Annotated in this window: 16 protein-coding genes and 1 pseudogene; 8 read left to right on the top strand and 9 right to left on the bottom strand. The window is 60.9% G+C overall.

Annotated features, from left to right (window positions below; genetic code table 11):
- Positions 1 to 510 precede the first annotated feature (510 nt).
- From AC1DX6_RS17170 to AC1DX6_RS17160, 3 genes are all read left to right on the top strand, one after another.
- A complete protein-coding gene (locus tag AC1DX6_RS17170; RefSeq protein WP_477316448.1) occupies positions 511 to 1,617 on the top strand; it encodes an efflux RND transporter periplasmic adaptor subunit in 1,107 nt (368 codons plus the stop codon).
- A complete protein-coding gene (locus AC1DX6_RS17165) occupies positions 1,614 to 4,811 on the top strand; it encodes an efflux RND transporter permease subunit (RefSeq protein ID WP_477315370.1) in 3,198 nt (1,065 codons plus the stop codon). Before AC1DX6_RS17170 ends, AC1DX6_RS17165 begins: the two co-directional genes overlap by 4 nt.
- A 204-nt stretch (positions 4,812 to 5,015) precedes the next feature.
- Positions 5,016 to 6,752: an adenylate/guanylate cyclase domain-containing protein gene (locus AC1DX6_RS17160; RefSeq protein ID WP_477315368.1), complete on the top strand. Its 1,737-nt coding sequence runs from the start codon at positions 5,016 to 5,018 to the stop codon at positions 6,750 to 6,752.
- A gap of 279 nt (positions 6,753 to 7,031) precedes the next feature.
- On the opposite strand, the gene AC1DX6_RS17155 is transcribed toward AC1DX6_RS17160, so the two are convergent.
- The 3 genes and pseudogenes from AC1DX6_RS17155 to AC1DX6_RS17145 form a co-directional block, all read right to left on the bottom strand.
- Positions 7,032 to 7,439, bottom strand: a complete 408-nt coding sequence (locus AC1DX6_RS17155; RefSeq protein WP_477315366.1) for an MAPEG family protein — start codon at positions 7,437 to 7,439, stop codon at positions 7,032 to 7,034.
- Positions 7,440 to 7,782: 343 nt separating this feature from the next.
- Positions 7,783 to 9,015 carry a serine hydrolase domain-containing protein gene (locus AC1DX6_RS17150; protein ID WP_477315364.1) on the bottom strand — a complete coding sequence of 411 codons (1,233 nt, stop codon included), beginning with the start codon at positions 9,013 to 9,015 and terminating at the stop codon, positions 7,783 to 7,785.
- A 182-nt stretch (positions 9,016 to 9,197) separates the two neighbouring features.
- A pseudogene (locus AC1DX6_RS17145) lies at positions 9,198 to 9,833 on the bottom strand (tyrosine-type recombinase/integrase).
- A 299-nt stretch (positions 9,834 to 10,132) separates the two neighbouring features.
- Here AC1DX6_RS17145 and AC1DX6_RS17140 point away from each other — a divergent pair.
- Genes AC1DX6_RS17140 through AC1DX6_RS17130 form a run of 3 tightly spaced genes read left to right on the top strand, consistent with a single transcriptional unit; the run spans position 10,133 to position 16,415 of the window.
- Positions 10,133 to 14,779: a GAF domain-containing protein gene (locus AC1DX6_RS17140; protein ID WP_477315362.1), complete on the top strand. Its 4,647-nt coding sequence runs from the start codon at positions 10,133 to 10,135 to the stop codon at positions 14,777 to 14,779.
- A complete protein-coding gene (locus tag AC1DX6_RS17135) occupies positions 14,776 to 15,165 on the top strand; it encodes a response regulator (RefSeq protein WP_096454701.1) in 390 nt (129 codons plus the stop codon). Before AC1DX6_RS17140 ends, AC1DX6_RS17135 begins: the two co-directional genes overlap by 4 nt.
- Entirely contained in the window at positions 15,162 to 16,415 is a 1,254-nt protein-coding gene (locus AC1DX6_RS17130) for an adenylate/guanylate cyclase domain-containing protein (RefSeq protein ID WP_477315360.1), read from the top strand. The genes AC1DX6_RS17135 and AC1DX6_RS17130 overlap by 4 nt, the downstream gene beginning before the upstream one ends.
- 341 nt (positions 16,416 to 16,756) lie before the next feature.
- Here AC1DX6_RS17130 and AC1DX6_RS17125 read toward each other — a convergent pair whose 3' ends face one another.
- Positions 16,757 to 17,455, bottom strand: coding sequence for a GntR family transcriptional regulator (locus AC1DX6_RS17125; RefSeq protein WP_477315358.1), 699 nt, complete (start codon positions 17,453 to 17,455; stop codon positions 16,757 to 16,759).
- Positions 17,456 to 17,592: 137 nt separating this feature from the next.
- On the opposite strand from AC1DX6_RS17125, the gene AC1DX6_RS17120 reads away from it, so the two are divergent.
- On the top strand, positions 17,593 to 19,080 hold the full coding sequence (locus tag AC1DX6_RS17120) for an amidase (RefSeq protein WP_477315356.1): 1,488 nt from the start codon (positions 17,593 to 17,595) through the stop codon (positions 19,078 to 19,080).
- Positions 19,077 to 20,213: an alpha-hydroxy acid oxidase gene (locus AC1DX6_RS17115; RefSeq protein ID WP_477315354.1), complete on the top strand. Its 1,137-nt coding sequence runs from the start codon at positions 19,077 to 19,079 to the stop codon at positions 20,211 to 20,213. The genes AC1DX6_RS17120 and AC1DX6_RS17115 overlap by 4 nt, the downstream gene beginning before the upstream one ends.
- Positions 20,214 to 20,518: 305 nt before the next feature.
- Here AC1DX6_RS17115 and AC1DX6_RS17110 read toward each other — a convergent pair whose 3' ends face one another.
- The 5 genes from AC1DX6_RS17110 to AC1DX6_RS17090 all read right to left on the bottom strand — a co-directional run bounded on the left by AC1DX6_RS17110 (position 20,519) and on the right by AC1DX6_RS17090 (position 24,630).
- Positions 20,519 to 21,163, bottom strand: coding sequence for a hypothetical protein (locus AC1DX6_RS17110; RefSeq protein ID WP_477315352.1), 645 nt, complete (start codon positions 21,161 to 21,163; stop codon positions 20,519 to 20,521).
- Positions 21,160 to 21,432, bottom strand: coding sequence for a hypothetical protein (locus AC1DX6_RS17105; protein WP_477315350.1), 273 nt, complete (start codon positions 21,430 to 21,432; stop codon positions 21,160 to 21,162). The genes AC1DX6_RS17110 and AC1DX6_RS17105 overlap by 4 nt, the downstream gene beginning before the upstream one ends.
- A gap of 221 nt (positions 21,433 to 21,653) precedes the next feature.
- Positions 21,654 to 22,769, bottom strand: coding sequence for a pyridoxal phosphate-dependent decarboxylase family protein (locus AC1DX6_RS17100; RefSeq protein WP_477315348.1), 1,116 nt, complete (start codon positions 22,767 to 22,769; stop codon positions 21,654 to 21,656).
- Between the two features lie 406 nt (positions 22,770 to 23,175).
- A complete protein-coding gene (locus AC1DX6_RS17095; RefSeq protein WP_477316446.1) occupies positions 23,176 to 23,865 on the bottom strand; it encodes a GNAT family N-acetyltransferase in 690 nt (229 codons plus the stop codon).
- A 24-nt stretch (positions 23,866 to 23,889) separates the two neighbouring features.
- Positions 23,890 to 24,630: a class I SAM-dependent methyltransferase gene (locus AC1DX6_RS17090; RefSeq protein WP_477315346.1), complete on the bottom strand. Its 741-nt coding sequence runs from the start codon at positions 24,628 to 24,630 to the stop codon at positions 23,890 to 23,892.
- Positions 24,631 to 24,661 lie beyond the last annotated feature (31 nt).

The following is a 24,661-nucleotide window of genomic DNA, read 5'->3' as shown; positions in this document are numbered from 1 at the left end:
AAGACTGTGTTCTGCGATCGGATAGGTGGCAATCAGGCGTAAGTCCCTGAATGACTGCTACTGGGCCGGAAGCGGACGGTCCGGTTCTAGGACGAACTAGCCAGAAAGGTGCCATTCCGCTGGCGCCCCATCTTGGCCGAAACGACGTTGCTTGCCGTTGCCTGAAAACAACTGCGGCCCGCGTTGGCCGCCTTGAATCATAAGCCGTCCATCTGAATCCTGAATCCCTTAAATCGCGACTGGCTTTAGGCCGGTGGCGGGGCAGCCACAGGGTGGACATTTCAGCCCACTTGGAAAATGATCATGTTGCCATGCACAACATTGCAGTGCTCTGATCTCGACGAGAAGCCTGAGCGTAGAAGCGGATCAACCGACCTGCGGGTCCAGCGAGCGAGGACGCAAATGGACACCCCAGAGAATGGGCAATTGCATCGCGACGCGGGCGGGCGCCCCCGTCGATCGGCCGGCTGGCTTGCCCGCGCCGCCGTGCCGGCGGCTTTCCTGCTCGGCATGGCTTTCAGCGGCACTGCGTTTGCCCAGGACCAGCAGCTACCCGTGGTGACGGCGGCCAAGCCGGTGGTCCGTGAAATCGTCGAAGACGACGAGTTCGTAGGGCGCTTCGAAGCCGTCGACCAGGTCGCCATCCGTTCGCGCGTCAGTGGCTATCTGGACAAGGTCAGCTTCCAGGACGGCGCACTGGTGAACAAGGGCGACCTGCTCTTCACCATCGACCAGCGTCCATATCAGGCGGCTTATGATGCAGCCAAATCGCAAGTGGATGTCGCCAAGTCTCTGCTCGAATTCTCCAAGATGCAGCTGGATCGCGCCGACGAACTCGCCAAGACCGGCAATATCTCGGCCGCGACCGTCGACGACCGCCGGCGGGAATACCTTTCGGCACAGGCGCAGATGCAGGGCGCAACGGCTGCGCTGACGTCGGCCAGCTTGAATCTGGAATTCACCGAGATCAAGGCGCCCTTGTCCGGCCGCATCGACCGCCGGCTGGTGTCGGTCGGCAACCTCGTGCAGCCGGATTCCACCTTGCTGACGACCATCGTTACGCGCGATCCGATCGACTTCTATTTCGACGTCGATGAGCGCCTGTATTTCAGCTACGCCCGCGACGCGAAGGAGCGCGGCGGCTCGATGCAGGAAGGCGCCGGCGGGCTCGAGGTGGTGGTTCGCGTCGCCGACCGCGCGGAGGCGGTCTTCAAAGGCAAGCTCGATTTTGCCGAGAACCGGATCGACAACGCGACCGGCACCATGCGGGTGCGTGCAACGTTTCCCAACGCCGACGGCGTTCTCCAGCCAGGCATGTTCGGGCGCATCAACGTGCCGGGGTCGCTGCCGCATAGCGGCGTGCTTGTGCCCGACGAGGCGATCGGCGCCGATCAGGATCGCCGCATCGTGTTCTTGGTGGATGAGGCCGGGACGGTGTCGGCAAAGCCCGTGCGCACCGGCCCGCTTCTCGATGGCTACCGGGTGATCCGCTCGGGCCTGACCGGCAACGAGACGATCATCGTCAACGGGCTGATGCATGCCAGGCCCGGCACCAAGGTGAAGGTCGAGATGGTGACGTTGCCGCCCAAGGTCGAAACCGCCGGGTTGCCGCAATGAGGTTCGCCCATTTCTTCGTCGACCGTCCGATCTTCGCATCGGTCGTTTCGATCGTCCTGCTGATCCTTGGCGGGATTGCCTATACCCAGCTGCCGGTCGCGCAATATCCCGAGATCGCGCCGCCTACCATCGTCGTTCGCGCGCAGTATCCGGGAGCCGACGCCGAGACGGTCGCAGCGACGGTGGCAACGCCGATCGAGCAGGAGATCAACGGCGTCGAGGGCATGCTCTACATGTCGTCCTACTCGTCGGGCGACGGGGCGATGGCGCTGACCATCACCTTCAAGCTGGGCACCGATCTCGACCAGGCGCAGGTGCTGGTGCAGAACCGCGTGTCGGTCGCCGAGCCGCGCCTGCCCGAAGAAGTCCGCCGCCTCGGCATCACCACCACCAAGAGCTCGCCCGACCTGATGATGGTCGTGCACATGCTGTCGCCCGACAATACCTACGACCAGCTCTACGTCTCGAACTACGCCCGCTCGCGGGTGCGCGACATACTGCTCAGACTTGATGGCGTCGGCGACCTCATTATTTTCGGCGAACGCGAGTATTCGCTGCGCATCTGGCTCGATCCGGAAAAACTGTCGGCCCTGGGGATGACCTCGGGCGATGTGGTGCAGGCGCTGCGCGACCAGAACGTCCAGGTGTCGGGCGGCTCGATCGGCGCGCCGCCGACCAACATGGGCACCGCGTTCCAGTACACGGTCACCACGCAAGGCCGTTTCAACGACGCACGCGACTTCCGATACGTGATCGTCAAATCGACCGAAGACGGCCGCCTGATCCAGCTGCAGGACGTGGCGCGCATCGAGCTCGGCGCCAAGGATTACGTCACCAACTCCTATCTCAACGGCAAACCGGCGGTGGCGCTCGCCATCTTCCAGCGGCCAGGCACCAATGCGCTCGCCGCAGCCGCGGAGATCCAGGACAAGATGAAGGAGCTTTCCCGCGACTTCCCGAAGGGGTTGAGCTACGACATCGTCTACAATCCGACCGAGTTCGTCGCCGAGTCGATCCAGGAGGTCTACAAAACGATCCTCGAGGCGATGGTGCTGGTCATCATCGTCATCATCGTCTTCCTGCAATCGTGGCGCATGGCGATCGTGCCGATCGTGGCGATCCCCGTGTCGCTGATCGGCACGCTGGCGGTGCTTTACGCCGCCGGCTTTTCGCTCAACATGCTGACGCTGTTCGGCCTCGTTCTGGCGATCGGCATTGTCGTCGACGATGCGATCGTCGTGGTCGAAAACGTCGAGCGCAATATCGCCAGAGGGCTGGCGCCCAATCCGGCGTCGCACCTGACCATGGACGAAGTCGGAACGGCTATCATCGCGATCTCGCTGGTGCTGATCGCCGTGTTCGTACCGACGGCCTTCATCCCCGGCATTTCCGGGCAGTTCTACCTGCAGTTTGCGATCACCATCGCGGTGTCGACGGGGATCTCGGCATTCAATTCGCTGACGCTTTCGCCGGCGCTGGCCGCACTGCTGTTCAAGCCGCACCATGCCGCGGCGGCGCCGCCGCGCTTTTTCCTGGCGCGGTTCGGACGGGCGCTCGCCGACGGCTTTAACAGCGGCTTCGACAGGCTCGCCCATTGGTATTCGAGCATCATCCGCGTGCTGGTCGGTTCGCGGATAACGATCGCCGCCATGCTGGCCGTTTTCGCGGCCCTCATCTACGCCACGGTCTACATGGTGCAGACGGTGCCGCGCGGTTTCATTCCGTCGCTTGACCAGGGCTATGCGATCGTGGTCGTCCAGCTGCCGGACGGCGCTTCGCTGTCGAGGACCGATGCGGTCATCCAGCAGGCGTCGCAGATCATCCAGAAAACCCCAGGCGTCGACTACGCCGTCGCCTTCGCCGGCTTTTCCGGCGCGACCTTCACCAACGCCAGCAACGCGGGCGTGATCTTCGCCAGGTTCAAGCCGTTTGACGAGCGACTGAAAGAAGGCCAGTCGGCGACCAAGGTCATCGGCAATCTGTTCGGCAGCCTGCAAAGCATCAAGGAAGCCTTCATTATCGCACTGCCGCCGCCGCCGATCCGCGGCGTCGGCAATGCCGGCGGCTTCAAGCTGCAGATCCAGGAGCGCAACAGCGCCGACATGCGGCAGATCCTGGCGCTTGCCTACGAAATCGCCGGCAAGGCCAACAAGACGCCGGGGCTGACGGGCGTGTTCACCACCTTCTCCGCGTCGAGCCCGCAATTCTTCCTGGCGATCGATCGCGACAAGGCGCGCATCCTGAACGTACCGATCCCCAACATCTTCGAGACGCTGTCGATCAATCTGGGCACCGCCTACGTCAACGACTTCAACGCGTTCGGGCGCGTCTACCAGGTGCGGGCGCAGGCCGACCAGGCGTTCCGCCTCGATCGCGCCGACATCTTGAAACTGAAGGTGCGCTCGGCGACCGGCGCGCTGGTTCCGCTCGGCACGTTGATCGAGATCCGCGACGTCACCGGCCCGGCGCTGGTCCAGCGCTACAACATGTACGTCTCGGTGCCGCTGCAGGGCAACGCCGCGCCCGGCGTTTCCACGGGCGACGCGCTGGCCAAGATGGAAGCGATCACGGCACAGACGTTGCCGGCCGGTACCTCCTATGAATGGACCGAGCTCGCCTATCAGGAGCGCAACACCGGCAATGCCGCCGTCTATATCTTCGGACTGTCGGTGCTGTTCGTGTTCCTGGCGCTGGCGGCGCAATATGAAAGCTGGGTGCTGCCGTTCGCCATTGTGCTGGTGGTGCCGCTCGGCGTGCTCGCGGCTTTGGTCGGCGTGTCTTTGCGAGGGCTGGACAACAACATCCTCGTGCAGATCGGTCTCATCGTGCTGATCGGGCTTGCCGCCAAGAACGCGATCCTGATCGTCGAATTCGCGCGGCAGGCGCAGGAACGCGGCCTGTCGGTCGCCGAGGCTGCCGTCGAAGCCTGCCGGCTCAGGCTGCGGCCGATCCTGATGACCGCCTTCGCTTTCATCCTCGGCGTCGTGCCGCTGATGATCGCGACAGGCCCGGGCGCGGAAATGCGCCAGTCGCTCGGCACCGCGGTGTTCTCCGGCATGCTCGGCGTCACCTTCGTCGGCCTGTTCCTGACGCCGGTGTTCTACGTCACGCTCAGGTCGCTGTTTTCACGGCGCCGTGCCGAGGCCGAGCCTTCGGGACCGGCAGAGGCGCCATCGGAGACGGCCGCCGAGTAGGGTTGCTAATTCGCCGCGTCGGGCGCGGCTTATCTCTCCAGAAAATCGGCGTGACGCGCTGCACACGAGCTTCAGAATGCACGGTGGGAAGGCGATCGGCGCGCGCCAAAAACCTGCTCGACCGTCTTGAGGCAAGTTTCTGGCAGACATTTGGGCCGTGTTGTAGATTGGTTGGGGCGATGGGAACGAAGAGGTTGGTCGGCAGTGGTTGGAAATGCTGCGCAGCGCCGTTTGGCTGCCATCCTAGTAGCCGACGTGGTTGGTTACTCCCGCCTCATGGAGGCGGATGAGCTCGGCACTTTTGATGTGCTCAAGGAACGGCGAAGGGAGATCGTGGTGCCCGCCGTTCGAGAGCACGCAGGTCGAATTGTCAAGTTCATGGGTGACGGAATCCTGGCCGAATTTGCAAGCGCGGTAAATGCGGTGAGTTGTGCGCTTGAACTTCAGCTCCGCATGGCCAAGGCAAATGAAACGCTAGCAGATGCTAACCGGATCAGATTGCGGATAGGCATTAACCTAGGAGACATCATAGAGGACGAGTCTGATGTCTACGGTGACGGTGTTAACATCGCCGCTCGGCTTGAAACCCTGTCCGAGCCGGGAGGTATTTGCATTTCGGGCCAAATGTACGACGCGATTCAAGGAAAGCTCGAGATTTCAGTCGAGGATATTGGGGAAAGCTCCCTCAAGAATATATCCAGGACAATTCGCGCCTATCGCATCAGGCCCAGCGACGCAGAAGGAGTCCAAGAAGCCCAATCCTATAGGGGCAACGAGCGTACGACGGTGGCGGTATTGCCGTTCGCAAATATGTCTGGCGACCCAGCACAAGACTATTTCTCCGATGGAATAACCGAGGACATAATCACGGAGCTTTCCCACTATCAACATCTGTCAGTGATTGCACGTAACACGACAGCTCTGTTTAAGGATCGGTCCGTAAACGTGGCGGAAATAGGCCGCAAGCTTCGGGCTGATTTTGTGATCGAGGGAAGCATTCGTCAGGCCGGCAACAGGGTGCGTGCTACAGTTCAACTCATTGACGTTCAAACTGGGGCTCATGCGTTCGCCGAAAAATTCGATCGGACAATTGAAGACATATTTCAAGTTCAGGACGAGATCGTTGATGCTATTCTTGGTCGGCTTTTTTACAATCTAGATGAAGCAGCAAGCAAAGCTCGTCAGCGAAATCCGACGACAAGCATCACCGCCTATAGTCTGTGGTTGCGCGGCAGGCAGGCTTCGAGAAATGGCGATGAGGAGGATGCTATAAGCTGCCTGAATCAGGCGATCAAAGTTGATCCTCAATATGCGAGAGCGTTGGCCATGTTGAGTGGCCTGTATGGCTATAGACGGTTCACCGGGTCCGCACGTGACACTCATATGAAAATCGCCGAACTATCTCGCGGATACGCTGAAAGAGCTGTCGCTGCCGACAAGACAGACGCCTACGTGCTTGAACAGGTAGCAGCGGCGTACCTAATGCTCGGTGATGGAGACGACGCAAGACGATACTCTGATAGTGCAAGTTTAATCAATCCGCGTGACATCTCCACGGCCGCCACACGCGCACTAGTTCTCGCCTTCGTAGGCGAACGCAATCGCGCACGGGAAATAATTGAACGTGTATGTCGGGCTGAGCCACGCGCACCGCCGGCATGGACGGTTATCTTGGCAGACGTACAGTATCTAATGCGTGACTTTGAAGGAGCCCTTAATACCTACAAGAAAATTAACGGCGCACCTTTCTATGTAAGATTGCTTCAGTCGATGTGCCTTTCACAACTGGGAAGGATCGATGAGGCAAAAGCAATTCTAGGCGAGGCACCGACAGGTTTCGATATTCCGGCATTCGCCCGCAATTGTGCAGGCATGTGCGCGCAGGCCGAAGACCGTGAACTGTGGCTCGAGGGGTTTCGCAAAGCAGGCGTGGACGTGTGAGCGTCGTGTTCCGTTCTCAGTTTGGCGAAGCTGAGAACGCGGCATAGTTTTGTACCGAGTTGAATGGGTAAAGCGTCTGGTTATCGGCATTCCGCCAACCCGCCCCTACGTCGGGCGCCCCGTTTTTCGGCTCCCTGCGCGATGCGCCACGGGCCGACTGGCTGCAGCCGATCCCAGTGACAACATCCAAAGCATCATACAACGTTCCGGATCCGCAATGTTCCCTTTCGTCCCTTCGAGTGCTGCCGGCGCCGAGGACTTCTGAAGTGGCAGCACTTTTCACCTCAACAACAGCGCCCAGGACCAATACGCACCAATCACCATTTGCACGGCGAACGCAGTGAACCTGAGACTGACTGCGACCTGGGTCGTGGAGACGAGGTGAATTATCGACTGAACTATTCGCGCGCCTAACAGTGTAAAGGCCAGCGGATCCGTGACATCTGTCTTTGAAATAATGATCGCGACTCCAAGCAGACCTCCGAAGATTGGAAGCCCTTCTATGCAGTTGGCGTGGGCGCGGGCTAACCTCTGCATAAAGGGGGAAAGAGCCGCGTTATCTGGCGTAAAGCCGTTTGCTGCGACCTTTCCAGAAATAACCAGATACGTACGGATCACTTCCATCACGATCAGCAGCCCCAGTGCCCACGAGATGAATCCAGTCAATGCAAACGCAGTCGCCGACATATGCCGTCCCCGTTGCTAGCAGTCTCGGTCGTCGCAACCAATCGACTAGTCTACCTAGTCTACCGCTGTGCGTTGGTGGATGCCAATGGCACACCAGTGGCGCATTGCTCGGGGCCGAAAGGAGAAAGGCAGCTTCAGGCTACGGTTCCTCAACGGCGGACATCAGGTGGTGCGGGCATCGTCGTGAGATGACCGATGGCGGAAGCGAGGTCCGCTAGTGACGCTGGCTGATAAGGAGGAAGAGCACTGCCCGCCGGCTTGTGCGAAGAGCTCATCGAGCACGACGAAGTCGAGCCGGCCTGGCTTGCTGAGCGCAAGGTTGCTCTAGCTTCTGTTGAGAGGTCTAGGCCCCCGTCAACGCGCCATGGACGAGTGCGCGCAGCTCTTTGCGCACCGGAATGGCGCTCGAAGGCAGCAGTTGCGTGAAGAGAATGACGACCAGGTCGTCGACCGGGCTCACCCAAAAGAAGGTGCCTGCCGCCCCGCCCCAGCCATAATCACCCACTTGCGCCGAAATTTGTGCCTTGGCCGGGTCGAGGACGACAGAGCCTAATAGGCCGAACCCTACACCATCGAACTGTGTCTCGGCCCAAACTTCGGTTGCCATCGAGGCAAGATCTCCCGGAAGGTGATTGCACGCCGCCAAGCTCAAAGTGCGGGGACTAAGGATGCGTTCGCCGTTGAGTACACCTCCAGCCCGCAGCATTTCGGCGAACCGCCAGTAATCTTCGATGGTTCCGACGAGGCCGCCTCCACCGCAGAACGTGTCAACCCTGCCTTGCCGCCACTCTGAAACTTCCGGCGCTTCGTGCAATGCCATGCCGCCAACAGTCGCCTCATAGAGCGGGGGAAAACGGCTGATCTCAGACTCCGGCACAGAGAAGCCGGTGTCGGTCATGCCGAGCGGCTCGAAGATGCGAGTCGCGAAGTACCTGTCGAGCGTCATTCCGGAAACGACTTCCACGATGCGGCCGATGACATCGGACCCGGTGCTGTATTGCCATTTCCTGCCCGGTTCCCATTCCAATGGCAGCTCGGCAATCCTGCGCACCATCTTGTCGAGCCCACCGTAGGCAAGGGCGAGGCCAAGTTTTTCCTTGGCATAAGCTTCACCGAGCAGTCGGGGATTCGTAAAAAGGCTTAGGCCAGATGTGTGGGTCAGCAGATGGTGGAGCGTTATCTTCGTTTTGACGGGCACTGTTTGATCCAGCGATGTAGCGCCCGGTATCAGAAGTTGCGCGTTTTTGAATTCCGGCAGGTAAGCTTCGACCGGATCGTCGAGATGCACGCGCGCCTCCTCGTACAGCATCATCAGCGCAACTGCGGTGACAGGCTTGGTCATCGAGTAGATGCGGGCGATAAGGTCGCGCTGCCAGGGCCGCTTGGCTTCGACATCGGCGTAACCGGCACAGTCGAAAAAGGCGAGTTCTCCATGGCGCGCGACGAGCACCGCACCACCCGGCCAGCGCCCGGTGTCGACATAGCGCTGCATCCACTGCTTCAGTCGTACCAGCCGCCCCTTGTCGAAGCCGAGACCGGCAGGATCACGAACTGGTTCGCTATCAAATTGACTCATCGCGCCATGTCCGTCGCAAACAAAGGCCCTTTGGACGATCCTGCGCTCTCCCCGCATTGTTGCCAATAGTTGCCTGCTTGTAGCTGCAGACGGCGTCTGCTTTCAGGAAACCCAAAAGCGGTCCCCCACGGCAGACTTGCGGCGCATAACCGCCGCTCGGTGCTACCGAGAGGCGGTCAAGATCAGATTTCAGTTGCCTCAGCGAGGCGAAGCGCATCTTCAACATCCACGCCAAGATAGCGAACCGTATTCTCGATCTTGGTGTGACCGAGCAGGATTTGCACCGCTCGCAAATTGCCGGTCGCCTTGTAAATGATCGACGCCTTGGTTCGCCGGAGCGAATGCGTGCCATACTCCTCTTTTCGAAGACCAATGGCCGCGACCCATTCATCGACCAGGCGCGCATACTGCCTGGTGCTCCAAATGGCCGGCATGATCGACCCGACTGGGAAAGGCAAAATCGTCGATCGTTCCACCTCTACGTTCGAGCCATGCAAGGAGGCTTGCTCGGGCGTCCGCCATCAGTTCGAATTGAACTGGCCTCCCAGAGTCTTCTGTTGCACAATATTGGCCCGGGTCCGAATCTCAGAGCCACTCACTAACGTGCCGATCTTGAGCTTCACCAAGTCGCAACCACGCAACTTGCTATCGATCGCAAGGTCAAACAGCGCTCGGTCCCGTGATCGACCTTCGCGGTCGAGATAGAACCGGATTTCCCAAATCTGACGAACCTTCAGAGGTCGTTTGATGCCTACTCTCTTGCCTGAGTTCCAAGCGGGATGGCCTTGTCCTGCGAGATCATACTGCGAATGTCCCATATTGTTTCTCCTTCGGCCACTATTTGGCCAGAGCACAAACGTTCTGGAGAATAGGAGGCTGACCGACTGGTATTAGGTCAAGGCGCGAAGAAAACACTCCGCCTACGACCCCATCTCGGACGTCCTCTCTATCTGCAATAGCTCCGAAAGCCGGCGCTCAGGTGCATCACCAAAGCGGCCGCGCTGCGTGACGAACGGACGTTGCAGGTCACCAAACTTGACGCTGGGCTGACCAGAGCCGACACTGAGCACAGAAAAAGAGGAGCACCTCTGTGGGAGGGCCAGACTCCGACTCAGAGATGACGATCAGCTCGCTCCGATCCGAGTTGACAGCGGCGCGCGAAGAAAATCAGGTATGCACCGCGGAGGTCGCCAATCTCCTTGAACAGCAGAATGCGACGAGTGCGATCCTCAGGGTGATTGCCGCATCGCCGACCGACATCCAACCCGTCCTGCAGGTCGTGGCAGAGAGTGCTGCGCGCTTCTGCGACACCTACGACGCCGGCATTTTCCTGGCGCGAGACGGGACACTATTCCCCAAAGCGCACTACGGCCCCATCGACTTCGACTTCGAACCGATGCCGGTCGCACGCGATTGGGTCTGCGGTCGCGCCTTCGCCGACTGCAAGACTGTGCATGTCAACGACATAGCGGTTGCAGGTGCGGAGTTTCCTGTCAGCCAAACACTTGCCGAAAGGCTTGGCCACCGCACGATGCTCGCAACACCTCTCATGCGTGACACCGAGGCGATCGGCGCGCTCGTCATCAGGCGCATCGAGGTCAAGCCTTTCAGCGAGAAGCAGATCAAGCTGCTCAAGATTTTCGCCGACCAGGCGGTCATCGCCATCGAGAACGTGCGCCTGTTCGACGAGGTGCAGGCGCGCACGCGCGATCTCGCCGAGGCGCTGGAGCAGCAGACCGCGACCGCCGATGTGCTCAAGGCAATCAGCAGGTCGGCCTTCGATCTTCAACCGGTACTGCAGACGCTGGTCGACTCGGCAATACGCCTGGCCGGGGCGGACATGGGCGCAATCACGTTGCGCGTTGGCGATACGTTGCGGTTCATGGCAGGCGGCGGGCAGGCTGCCGAGCTGCAAGCATACGAACGAGCCAACCCACATGTCGTGGGACGAGGGACATTCCAGGGCCGTGCCGCGCTGGAGGGATTGACGATCCACGTGGCGGACGCGCTTGAAGACCCGGAATACGAAAGGCCGGAAGCGGCAGTCATGGGCAGTTTCCGCGGAGTACTTTCTGTTCCGCTGAAGCGAGGTCAGGAGACCATAGGCGTATTCGGCTTAGGGCGGCGGACGATCGGGCTATTTTCACCGCGTCAAGTCGAACTGGTCGAGAGCTTCGCCGACCAGGCGGTGATCGCCATCGAGAATGTCCGCCTGTTCGACGAGGTGCAGGCGCGCAACCGTGAGGTGACTGAAGCGCTGGAACAGCAGACGGCGACGGCCGAAGTGTTGAAGACGATCAGCAGTTCGGCGTTCGATCTCGATTCCGTGCTGCATACGCTTGTGAAGTCCGCGTGCGACCTCTGTCATTCCGGGATGGGCTACATCTATCTGCGCCAGGGCGACGTGTTGCAGCCGACGGTACAGCTCGGATGGAGCCAAGAATTCCAGGACCACATGAACAACCTCCCGGTCACGCCGGGCCGGGGCAGCATCGCCGCCCGCGTTGCCCTGAGCGGGTCCGTAGAGCAGATTGCCGACGTTCTCGACGATCCGGAGTATACCAACATTGAAGGCCAGCGGCTCGGCGGCTTCCGCACCCTGCTGGGCGTTCCGCTGATGCGTGACGGCGCCGTGACCGGCGTGTTCGTCCTCGCCCGTTCGTCGGTCTCGCCGTTCAGTACGCGCGAAATCGAACTGGTGCAGACATTTTCGGATCAGGCGGTCATCGCGATCGAGAACGTGCGGCTGTTCGAAGAGGTGAAGGCCCGCAACCGCGAACTAGCCGAGTCGCTGGAACAGCAGATGGCCACCGGCGCGATTTTGCAAGTGATCGCCGGGTCTCCTACGGACATTCAGCCTGTGCTGGACGCCGTCGCTGAAAGAGCCGCTCGGCTCTGCGACGCCTATGACGCAACGATCTATCTGCTGCGCTCCGACAGGCTGGCTGTGGGAGCGCATCACGGACCGATTCCGATTGACGGCACTGGCTTGCCGGTCGCGCGCGACATCGTTACCGGCCGCGCCGTATTGGATCGGGTGCCAGTCCACGTTCCCGACTTGACCCTCGCTGGAGAGGAGTTTGCAAGCGCCCGAATGATGGCTCAACTTCTTGGTTTTCGCGCGATTCTCGCCACGCCGCTGTTGCAGGAAGGAAAAGCAATTGGAGCGCTTATGATCCGGCGCATCGAGGCGCGGGCCTTTAGCGACAGCCAAATTGGCCTTCTCAAAACTTTCGCCAACCAGGCCGTCATCGCAATCGGCAATGTGCGGCTCTTCGAAGAGGTGCAGGCTCGCACCGCCGAGCTTGGCGAAGCACTACAGCAGCAGATTGCGACCGCGGATGTGCTCAAGGTCATAAGCCGCTCCGCATTCGACCTGCAGAGCGTCCTGCAGACACTTATCGATTCTGCTGTGAGGCTCTGCGGTGCGAAAACGTCTGGCATCTTTATGCGGGACGGCGATGTCTTCCGGCTTGCGGCAGGCTACGACCAAACCCCGGAGTATCGCGCGTATGAAGAGGCGAATCCGAGCCCGATCAGCCGACAATCCTGGGTCGGCCGAACAGCACTCGACAAGGCAGTCGTCCATATTCCGGATGTTGCCAAGGACACCGAACATGGCCTTCCCGAAGCTCCGCGACTCGGAGGATATTCGGCTGTGCTCTGTGTACCGCTCATGCGCGAAGGATCGGTAATTGGCGTCTTCGCAATGACGCGGCCCGAACCCGGGCCCTTCACCGATAGCCAGATCGAACTTGTCCAGACCTTTGCCGATCAGGCGGTGATCGCCATCGAGAATGTGCGCCTGTTTGAAGAGGTACAGGCACGCACGGCGGAACTGAGCGAGTCACTGCAGCAGCAAACGGCGACTGCGGATGTGCTGAAGGCGATCAGCCGCTCGACGTTCGACCTCCGGGCAGTACTCGACGCACTGGCCGAATCGGTAACCCGGCTATGCGAAGCGGACAACGCCTCGATCGTGCGTGAAACGGACGGCAAATTCGTCGAGGCTGCGAGTTACGGCTATCCGGCCGAGCTCGAGGAATATTTTAGCGGCTTTGTGCACGTCCCGGGGCGCGGCACTGGGGTCGGCCGAGTCCTGCTCGAAGGCAAGGCCGTCCAGATTCCAGACGTGCTGGCTGACGCCGACTACACGCTGTGGGAAGGACAGCGGCTCGGCGGATACCGCACGGTGCTGGCCGTGCCGCTGCTGCGCGAGGGGGTTCCAATCGGCGTTTTCTCACTCACCCGCTCGACGGTGCGGCCCTTCACCGAAAGGCAGATCGAACTCGTCGAAACCTTTGCCGACCAGGCAGTGATCGCCATCGAAAATGTCCGTCTGTTCGACGAGGTGCAGGCCCGCACGGCGGAATTGAGCGAATCGCTGCAGCTGCAGACGGCAACGGCGGATGTTCTGAAGGCGATCAGCCGTTCCACATTCGACCTGCAGCCGGTTCTCGACACGCTGGCAGAATCGGCGGCCAAGCTGTGCGACGCGGACACGAGCGTCATCTTCAAGCGTGATGGCGATCTCTACCGGTGGTCGGCCGAGTACGGCAATTTGCCTGAAGCCGCGGTTTTCGCCAAAGCCAATCCCTTCGCCGCCGGTCGCGACAGCGTCACCGGAAGGGTGGCTCTCGAAGCCCGCGCCGTCCACGTTTCGGACGTGCTCGCCGACCCGGACTACCGGGCAACGCAGCTTCAGAAGCTCGGCGGTTACCGGACCATTCTATGCGTTCCGATCTTGCGCGAAGGCGCGCCGGTCGGCGTGTTCGCGCTGACGCGGTCACAGGTGCGGGACTTCACGCCGAGGCAGATCGAGCTCGTCGAGACGTTTGCCGACCAGTCCGGCATAGCGATCGAGAACGTACGGCTGTTCGACGAGGTGCAGGCGCGTACCCGCGAATTGTCACGCTCGCTCGAAGATCTGAGGACCGCGCAAGACCGCCTCGTGCAAACGGAGAAGCTCGCCTCACTCGGCCAGTTGACCGCCGGTATCGCCCACGAGATCAAGAACCCGCTCAACTTCGTCAACAACTTCTCAGCGCTCTCCGGCGAACTCATCGATGATTTGAACAGTGTGCTGGCCGGAGCGCCTTTGGAGGCATCCGTGCGCGAAGAGGTCGGCGAGCTGATAGCCATTCTCAAGAGCAATCTCGACAAGGTGGTCCAGCACGGCAGGCGGGCCGATTCCATCGTCAGGAACATGCTGCTGCATTCGCGCGCGGGTTCAGGAGAGCATCGTCCGATCGACATCAATGCCGTCGTGGAGGAGAGCTTGAACCTTGCCTATCACGGGGCGCGCGCCGAAAAGCCGGGATTCAACGTCACGCTGACGCGGAATTTCGACCCGCAGGCGGGGGATGTCGATCTCTACCCGCAGGAGATCACGCGGGTGCTTCTCAACCTCATCTCCAACGGCTTTTATGCAACAGCCAAGCGCAGCGCCGCGGCGAATGGCGCGGGCTATGAGCCGACGCTCTCCGCCACCACCATAAGTCTCGGCGACCGTGTCGAAATCAGGATCCGCGACAACGGCACCGGCATTCCGCCGGAGGTGAAGGAGAAGATGTTCAATCCATTCTTCACGACCAAGCCAGCCGGCGAGGGTACCGGGCTCGGCCTGTCGCTCAGCCACGACATCGTCGTCAAACAGCATGCCGGCACGATCGACGTCATCAGCCAGCCAGGCGAGTTCACCGAGTTTCGGATTGTGCTGCCGCGCGCTGCGGCCTCGCTCGCAAAATCGGGAGGTGAAGCATGAGCCTCCTCATCCTGGTCGTCGACGACGAGCCCGACGTCGAGCCGCTGTTTCGCCAGCAGTTCCGCCGCGACATCCGAGCCAGCCGCTTCACCATGGAGTTCGCGCAATCGGCGGTGGATGCGTTGGAGCAGATAGACCACGCCGAAGGGGTGACACTGATCCTGGTGCTGTCCGACATCAACATGCCCGGCATGAGCGGGCTCGAGCTCCTGCCGAAGATCAAGGTGCAGCGGCCGGACGTCCCGGTCATCATGATCACCGCTTATGGCGACGCCGAAACCAAGCGCAAGGTGTTGGAGAACGGCGCCGAAGCGCTGCTGACCAAGCCGATCGACTTTGCGGCGCTCAGGCAACAGATCGAAACGCGGCTGGGAATGGTGGCGTGACGGCGCGCATCCTTGTGGTCGACGACGAGCCCGACCTTGAGGTCTTGATCGTCCAGAAGTTCCGGCGTCAGATCCGCGACGGCGCGGTCATTTTCCTGTTCGCCAGCGATGGTGTGGACGCCCTGTCCGTCATCGACGGCAACAGCGACATCGACATGGTGCTGTGCGACATCAACATGCCCCGCATGGACGGCCTGTCGCTGTTGGAGAAGCTGCAGCAGGCCGAGGGGCAGCAGCTTTCGACGGTCATCGTCTCCGCTTACGGTGACATGGCCAACATCCGCACTGCGATGAACCGCGGCGCCTTCGACTTCATCACTAAGCCGATCGACTTTGCCGACCTGGAGACCACGATCGCCAAGACCTTGAAGCATCGCGAGGTGCTGCACGAGGCGCATAGGCGGCAAGCGGTCGCGGAGCGCGCGCATGCATCGCTGTCGCGCTACTTCTCGCCCAATCTGGCCGAGCGGCTGGCCGGCGACGCGGACGGGTCGGCGCTGGCCGGGCAGTGGCGCGAGGTCGCCTCGCTGTTCACCGACATTACCAGCTTCACCACGCTGGTGGAAACGATCGACCCTGCCACGCTTGGCGCGCTCCTCAACGACTATTTGGCTGGCATGACCGACGTCGTGTTCGCGCATGAAGGCACCGTCGCCAAGATCGTCGGCGATGCGCTGCATGTGCTGTTCGGCGCTCCTGGCGAGCAGCAGGACCATGCGGCACGCGCGGTTGCCTGCGCGTTCGAGCTCGACGCGCTGTCGCAATCGTTCCGCGATAGCTGGCGCGACAAGGGCGTCGCGGTCGGTACGACCCGCATCGGCGTCCATGCAGGTCCGGCGCTGGTCGGAAATTTCGGCGGAGGCCGCTTCTTCGACTACACGGCCTATGGCGACACCATCAATATCGCGGCGCGGCTGGAAAGCGCCAACAAGCAGCTGGGCACGCGTATCTGCGTCAGCGGGAGCGCGGCTGCAAGGGTCGACGGCTTCCGCGGACGGCCGGTCGGCGATCTGATGCTGCGCGGCAGGGCCGAGGCGCTGCGCGCGTTCGAGCCTTTGTCGTCAAAGCAGTATGATGATCCTTCGACGGCGAGCTATCTCGAAGCCTTCGGCAGATTGGAGGCCGGCGATGCAAACGCGCTTACGGCTTTCGCCGCGCAGATCGGCAAATGTCCGGACGACCAGCTCGCCAGCTTCCATCTCAAGCGGCTGCTCAACGGCGCCAAGGGAACGCGGATCAGCCTCGACTGATCTTTGGGCCTGTCGCGACCGCGACCGTCAAGCCCCGTCGCCGGCAATGGTTGCTTTCACGAGGTGGCAGAGGTGCCCTCAACGGCCGACAAGTGGCGCATTGCTGACCGGCAGATTTTGGGCCGGAACCGGACCGGCCGCTTCCGGATGGGCTGGGACGGAAGCAGACACTGACGCCGGACAAGCGCGTGGAAGCGCATCGCCAGCCGAAAGGCGGCAGGCTTGCCGACGTAGATGGCTAGCGTTCTACGATAGGTGAGTTCGAGTCCGCTACACGCGTAAAACTGCCAACTCAATGTGCGCCGTCGTTCGAGCATCAATAGCCATGGCAGCATGGCGGCTCACAGCGTTACGGAGAGTATGTTGCCAAGAGCGTTCATGACGAGTTCACGGCTATGCTGTACGTGCCGCAAGGCCGCATGCTCTGATGCCTTGGCATCTCCTGCCACGAGCGCGTCGATCAATTCCTCATGCTGTTGCCGTTGAAGTTCGTGGTCCAGCAGCAAACGTCGCCGATCTCGGTTGGAGAATAATCCGATGTGAAGCAATCTCTGCATCTCATCGAGCAAAGACTCGATGAACTTGGCCATCCGCTCGTTTCCGGACGCCCGAGCGATCGCGACGTGAAAGTCTCTGTTGTTTCTCAGGAATTGTAGATCGTCTGGCGCATTGTTCCGAAGGAAGGGGCCAGCCCCCAGTGTACGAAGCACCTTCTCATCGACACGCCCCGCGGCTGCCCGTGCCGCGGCAGGTTCGAGCAGCACTCTAAGGTCGAAGACGTCGTTCGCCGTCCTGCCACTGACAGGAGTAACGATGTAGCCTCGTCGCGGGATGGTGTTGACCAGCCCTTCCTGGCTAAGCCTCGACAAAGCTGAGCGTATAGGTGCAAGGCCGAGTCCATAGTGGCTGGCCAGTCCCGCTTCAGTGACGTCAGCCCCGGGCTTCAATCTACACAGGATCACGTCGTTCTTGATGAGATCGTAGGCCTCGTCAGTCAGACGCCGCCGCGGTGGCAATACGAAAGCACCTTCGTCGTTCATCGTTCAACCATAGCCAGCCGCAGCAGAGCCCATCGATCGCACACACTTGACACATTCGGTCGCAAGGCGCTATAAAAAATATCGGTGAAATGTTACAAAAATTTCAGCATCGCCGAGTCTTCGATATGGTCGGAGAGATGGAAGACGTCCAGCCTGCCGGTGCGGAAAACGGCACAAACGTTCGACACGGCAGTGTCGCAACGATTCCCGACGCCGATGTCTTGTGTCGGCTCACCGCTGCGGAGCTTACGGGCCTCTATCTGAAGAGAGAAGCATCCCCTGTCGAGGTCGTCCAATCCGTGCTCGCCAGAGCGGCGAGCATCAACGAGCAGTTCAATGCCTTTGCGTTCCTGGACGGTGAGGGGGCGAAAGCCGCTGCCAAAGCATCCGAATGCAGATGGCTAAGCGGGGCGGCGCTTGGTCCTCTCGACGGAATTCCAGCTACGATTAAGGACTTGATGACGGTTAGAAACTGGCCCACGCGCTTCGGCAGTGGGGCGACTACCGGTGCGCCTTCTCAAGCCGATGCCCCTTCCGTCGAAGCGCTGCGGGCGAAAGGCGTGTTGTTGGTTGGAGCGACTACAACGCCAGAGTACGGCTGGAAGGCTGTCACCGATAGTCCGCTATTTGGGGCGACGTCGAACCCATGGGATTCGGCGTTGACATGCGGCGGATCGTCGGGAGGCGCGGCTGTTGCCGCGCTCACCGGGTGTGGGAACCTGCATCTGGGCACAGACGCGGGCGGGTCGGTGCGGATACCCGCCGCCTTCACCGGGGTAGTCGGCCACAAGCCGAGCTTTGGTCGAGTGCCATATTATCCGCCGAGCGCGTTCGGCACTCTCGGTCACATAGGGCCGATCGCTCGCACGGTCGAGGATGCCGCGCTGATGCTCGACGGCATGACGGTCCGCGACGCACGGGACTGGAACCAGCCGGCAACGGAGTTTACATCCACAGTGCTCGACCGGCGGCAAGAATGGCGGGGTTTGCGGATCGGCCTGTGGTCAACACCGATCATTGGCGAAGTCGCTCCAGAAATCCTCGCTGCAGTCGTTCGCGTTGCCCACCTGCTGGAGGAGGCGGGTGCCGCGGTCGAGCCGATCAACCTGCCGGGCGGGAACATATTGGCGACGTTCAACATCCTTTGGTTTGCCGGTGCTGCAAACAGGGTGTCCAAGATCGCTGACAAGGACCGATTGCAAACCGACCCGGGTTTGCTTCGTGCAGCGGAAATAGGCGGACGGTTCTCGGCATCGGAGTACGCGGAAGCGCTATTGCACCGTTCGGTCTTCGGCGTTGAAATGGATCAGCTTCTCAGGACCTATGATTTCGTAATCTCGCCGACCACGCCGGTCGCAGCGTTTCCGCTGATGCACGATGTCCCGCCTGGATCGATTTATCAGGAATGGACCGAGTGGGCTTGTTTCAACTTTCCCATAAACCTTAGCCAGCAGCCCGCGTGTTCTGTGCCAATTGGTCTAACCAATAGCGGACTTCCGATCGGATTTCAGATTGTCGGCGCAAGAGGTGCCGACGCGGATGTATTAAGCGCCGCCATGCGTGTGATGGAACTTGTGGGGAGTATAGACGACCTTTCTCTACCGAGCCGGAGGAAAAGGATATGAATTCAAAGACGATCACCTGTATCGAAGATCTCCGGCAGCTCCATAAGAAAAGAGTGCCGAAAGCGTTCTTCGACTATGTCGACCACGGCTCTTATAGCGAGCAAACCTTGCACGCGAATCGAGCGGATTTCGAAAAGATAAAATTCCGGCAGCGGGTCCTCATCGACGTATCCAAGAGGAGCACGTCTACCATGCTCCTAGGCGAGGCAATTTCAGTGCCGCTGGTTCTGGCGCCAGTCGGCTTGGGAGGCCTTCAACACGCCGACGGAGAGATTCACGCGTGTCGCGCGGCGCAGGTGGCAGGCATCCCCTATACGCTGTCGATTATGTCCATCTGCTCGATGGAGGATGTTGCAGCTGCTGTCAAAAAGCCCTTCTGGTTTCAACTGAGCTTGTTAAAGGACCGCGGCTTCGTCAAATCGCTTGTAGAACGTGCAATTGCCGTAAAATGCGAGGCGATTGTCTTAACGGTAGACCTGCCGGTGTTGGCGCAACGCCATGCCGACATCAAGAATGGCATGACGGTGCCGCCGAAATGGACTTTCGGGAAATTCATCGACTTTGCAAGCAGGCCGGCGTGGGTTGCCAGCGTAATGCGCAGCAAGAGGAAAACGTTCGGGAATCTCGCCGGACAATCCAGCAGCCTGAAAATTGAATCGCTCGCTGCCTGGATGAATGAGCAATTCGGTACGAGCCCGACTTTGAAAGACATGGAGTGGGTTCGAAGCATATGGCCTGGAAAATTGATCATTAAAGGCATCGGCGACGCCAGGGATGCGCGTGACGTGGCAAAAATTGGGGCGCAGGGCCTGGTGGTTTCGAACCATGGGGGGCGTCAACTTGACGGCGGCAGGTCAACGATCTCGATGCTGCCCGAAATTGCAGATGCGGTAGGGGCCGATCTCGAGGTTCTAATGGATGGAGGGGTTCGCTCCGGCCAAGACGTGATGCGCGCGTTAGCTCTCGGGGCGAAGGCGTGCATGATCGGCCGGGCCTACATTCATGGTCTGGGTGCTGCCGGCGAGCAAGGCGTCGCCAAGGCCATCGATCTCATCCGCAAGGAATTCGAAGTGACAATGGGCCTGACTGGGATCGTACAGGTTGACGAAATAGATCGCCGAATACTGGCTTAGTTGCCTGTACTGAAAGCAGTAGGCAGGACCCTTGCCACCTGGCAAAGATGCTGGCGGGCAAGGCGCCGCATGATAGGTTTTTCGCCAAGGCAACGGATTGCGGTCCCTGAAGCCGTCGAGACAGGATCTCCTCGACCGGATTTAGCCCGAATTCGGATGCTGCAATCGAAGAGCCAATGTCGCGGCCGTCATCGCTGCTAGCTCACTGACTCTGCCGCAGTCAGACCAAAGCCTCAGAGTGGTTCTTGGATACTTCTCCAGCTACTTTTTTCAATGAGGCGGGCCTTCAGTTCGAGAGATACGCTTTATAATGACAATGTCGCGTCCTCAGCCATCTCTACCCCGACCGCCAGCGCCAGCGGTGTCTCGGCCGCGCCGTCGCGGACCACACGCCCCGCGAAAACGCCCTTCGGGTCATATGCCGCGCGCAATTCTTCGATCCAAAGCCGCGCCTCTTCGCCATAGCATCCGGCTGCCCAGCCGGGTCGCACAAGGTCTGCCTCGCCGACACAGTGGCCCAGGGTTGCCTCGGCTACGGCATCGACACCTGCCCGCATCCATAACAGGTTAAGCGCATCCTCCGCTGGGTCCGTCCAGACGCCGCAAACGAGACCGTAAGCCTGTGCCATCATTGAGAAGGCGCCTTCCGGGAGGCGCTTCATAACCTCAGACCGCGCAGGATATATGAAGCCAAGCGCGTTCGAGCCTGCGCTGGGGGCTTCCTGGACCATACGGGCCAGACCCGGAAATGTGATGGCTGGGTCCGAAGACCACAGCGAATCGACCGAATAGCGCAACCCCTCGGAGTAGTGGCTGTCGATCTCACCATAGAGGGCGGCGAAGTTCGACTGTGTCGGTGGCTGAATGGCGAGCGCGTCGACAGGCGCCCAGCGTTCCAGCCCGGAAGTGATCGAAGCCGCCTCATCGGCGGTGTGCGCGAAGACCGTCATGGCGGCGGTCGCAACCTTCGGAGCAGCGGCGCGAAGCGGCTCGGGTGCGGGTCCCATCGCGATGCGGCGGAGACCTTCAGCCCTTGAGCTGCGGCGAACCGAACGGCAACCTGCACGTCTGCCGTATCGGCGGCACGCACTATGATGGTAGGCGCGGCGTTGGGCTTGCGGCCGGTCCAGACCAAAGCATCCGTCGCATCAGCCCAGCTGGCGTCGGTCGAGGTGATGACGGTCCCTTTGATTGCGTTCTTGGTGTCTTCCAGCCGCATCTCACTGTCCTCGGTGTTCAAAATGTCCTGGACGGAGCGGTGCCGCAAGCGGCCATCTGCCGAGCCCGCACTGCGGCTTGCCGGCCTGATGGGCCTGGACCCTTCGAATCCGTAAGGCATTCGCTGCATCGACTGCGCGACGCGGACATCGGCTGCACCATTCCGGTGCCGTTTCGGCGGTGGTTTCTTGCCTTGCCTGTAGTCCCGCACCGAGCCATGCTTCAAATGTTCTGTTCGCCGGCCGCCGCAATCACTTCGGACACGATTTCGAGCACATCGTCGTCTGTCGTCCGGTGGTTGACGAAGCATGCCCGCAAGGCGAACTGGTTGCCGATTGTCGCGTTCGACAGATACACGCGACCGCGTGCGATCACGCGCCTCAGGATCGCCCGATTGTCCTTGGCGCGGTGGCGGAAACAGACCACGCTGAGAGGCACCGGAGCCAGAAGCTCCAACTCCTGATGGGCCTGGACCGTCTCCGCCAAAAGCCGGGCATGGCGCAGGTCCTCGGCAATTGCCTCACGAAAGGCCCGGCGTCCGTGATATTGCCGCGACAGCCAAAGCTTCAGCGCCCGGAAACGTCGTGACAGTTCTAACGACTCCTCGAAGAAGGCGAAACCTTCTACAGGATCCTGGCTCAGCTTGCCGACATAGTCGTCGCTGTGCGAAAAAGTCGTGCGCGCGATTTGCGGATGGCGATGCAGCAGGCAGCCGCAATCGAGCGGTTGATACAGCCATTTGTGCGCGTCCAGCGACAGGGAATCCGCCAGGGCCAATGCATTGAGCTTCTCCGGCAATGCCAGCGCCGCCAGAGCCCCATAAGCGCCGTCGACATGCAGCCACAGCCCTTCGCGGATGGCGACATCGGCGATCTCGGGCAGCTGATCGATCGCACCGGAGACGATGGTGCCGACCGTGGCGACGATTGCAATGGGAATGTCTCCAGCCTCGCGATCCGCGGCGATGGTTGCCTGAAGCGCATCCGGCCGCATCTGAAACTGGTCGTTGGCGGGAATCAGGCGAAGGTTCGCTCTGCCGATGCCAAGCAGCGCCACCGCCTTGGGAATGGACATATGCACCTGGTCGGAGGCATAGATGACGCCGCCGCGTATCCCTGTTTCGTTGGCCGGTAACCTTGCTTCCCGAGCCATTGCCAGCCCCATCAGGTTCGCCGCCGAGCCGCCGCCGCACAGGCTGCCGGTGAACCCCGCGCAACCGGCTGCTTGCGCCAGCCACCCGACGACGCTGTGTTCGATCGATGTCGCCGCCGGAGCCGATCGCCACGACGTCACATTCTGACTGAGCACCGCCGCGAACAATTCTCCCAGGGCGCCCACCGGCTCGCCCGAACCGAGGACATAGCCGAAGAACCTGGCGGTGGATGGCCGCCATGCTCGGCGATCGACCTGAAGTCCTGCAGGACGTCCTGACCTCGCCCCTCCTCGGCCCAGGGCCGCGAGAAGAGTTCCGTTGTCTGTTTGCCGCTGGTCGATGGAAAGGCCGGACGCTCATCGAGCGACGCCCAATAGGTCCTGGCGAGGTCTATCGCCTCGTCCGCCAGCCGCGACAATTGCTGATTGGAGATTTCGAGAGCGTTCATAAAGTCCTACCCTGCCGGCGAGCTACCGGCGTTCAGTTTCGTTGACCGACTTTTTCATTTCGAAAGCGTGCCGCGATGACAGACAAGGCTTCGGCATCCGCATAGCGAGCCCGACCGATCGAAAACATAGTTGTCCCCCATCCTCACACGAACCCGAGGCCGGCCCTGATCTCGGCAACCGAGCGAAGCTGCCGCCCGGCCTCGAAATTGCCGGGGTTGAGCCATGTCTCAAAGGCTGAGCGATGGGCCGGCCATTCGCTGGAAAGCATCGAATAGACGCAGATGTCGCAAGGCTTGCCCTTCAGAAACAAGCCCTGGCGCTGTGTGCCCTCATAGACGAAGCCGAGCCGACCGGCCGCCTTGCGCGAGCGCTGGTTGGCCGAGGTGCATGTCCATTCGAGGCGCCGGTAACCGAGATCGTCGAAGACGTGGCGCATGATGAGGTAGAGCGCCTCGGTGGCGAGCCCCGTGCGTTGCAGCGGCGGCGTGTAGAGCACATAGCCGAGCTCAACCACACGATGGGCGGGTCTTGCTTCCATCAGGCAGAGCCATCCAAGCGCCTTGCCATCGGGACCGTCTACCGCGAAGAAAGCTCGCTTGGGATCCGCCAACAGGGCGGCGACATGCTTGGTGAAAGCCTGTTCAGTGGCGAACGGCCCCACTTTCATATCGACCCAGGTGGCATGCATATGCTCGTCGTGCGAGAGCGGGTAGAGACGGGATGCGTCTCTGTCGGCGTCGAGCGGCGCAGGCGGCCCTGCCGACCAACCAACACGACGGCGGCGGGAACCGGAGCGTCGCCCGTCGGGATCTCGCCCGGTTTCGGATTTGATGACATGGTCGCCCCGACGCGCTGGCTAGTTCCAGTAGCGAAACACTCTGCCCATTCTGTTGGGCATCATGAAAATCTCCTCGGCGCGGCGAAACCCGGCATCCCGCCCCATGCCGAGCCATGTATCGGCGGTTTCGGGGAAATCGGCCACAAGCATATGCCGTTTCATGGAAGCGAACTCCTCGTCGGAAAGGGTTGACCATCTATCGCGCTGCAAGGAGAAGCGGGCGAGCCAGGCGGCGCGATCCTCTCCCTCGAACAGGGTCGGCTCCCAGATGACGAACAGGCCCACGCCGCCCAAGGCCCTGCGGGCGTGCCGCATCAGCCTCGCCTTGCCTTCGGTCGCCAGGTGGTGCAGCGACATGCCAATCCAGATCACGTCGACGGGTTCCGACCAGTTCGCCATCGCTTCCGCGAAATCGCCGCGGCGCAGCTCGACTGGGCACGGGAGCCCGTCGAGCGCGCGATCGGCCAGCCTCAGTGACGCTTCCGATAGGTCGATGCCGACATAGCCGCCGATCGCTGTTGTCTTCAGCATCGCTGCGGAGGCAGTGGCATCGCCGCATGCCACGTCGAGGAATCGAAACGACCCTGGAGCATGCTCGACGAGCAGATCGCGCACGAGCCCGTAGACCTCGCGGTGAAACATGAGGTTGGTGGCCACGACCCTGCGATAAGTCTCCAGCTCCTTGTTGAAAATGTCCTGGGTGCCGGTTGCCTCGTCAGCTGTCGTCACCGGCATGCTCTCGCTCGACGAACTTGCCATGTTATCCTCCCAAGGAACATTGATGGGACAC

Source organism: Mesorhizobium sp. P2_C4, assembly GCF_056404575.1.
This window is presented reverse-complemented; position numbering and strand designations above follow the sequence as displayed.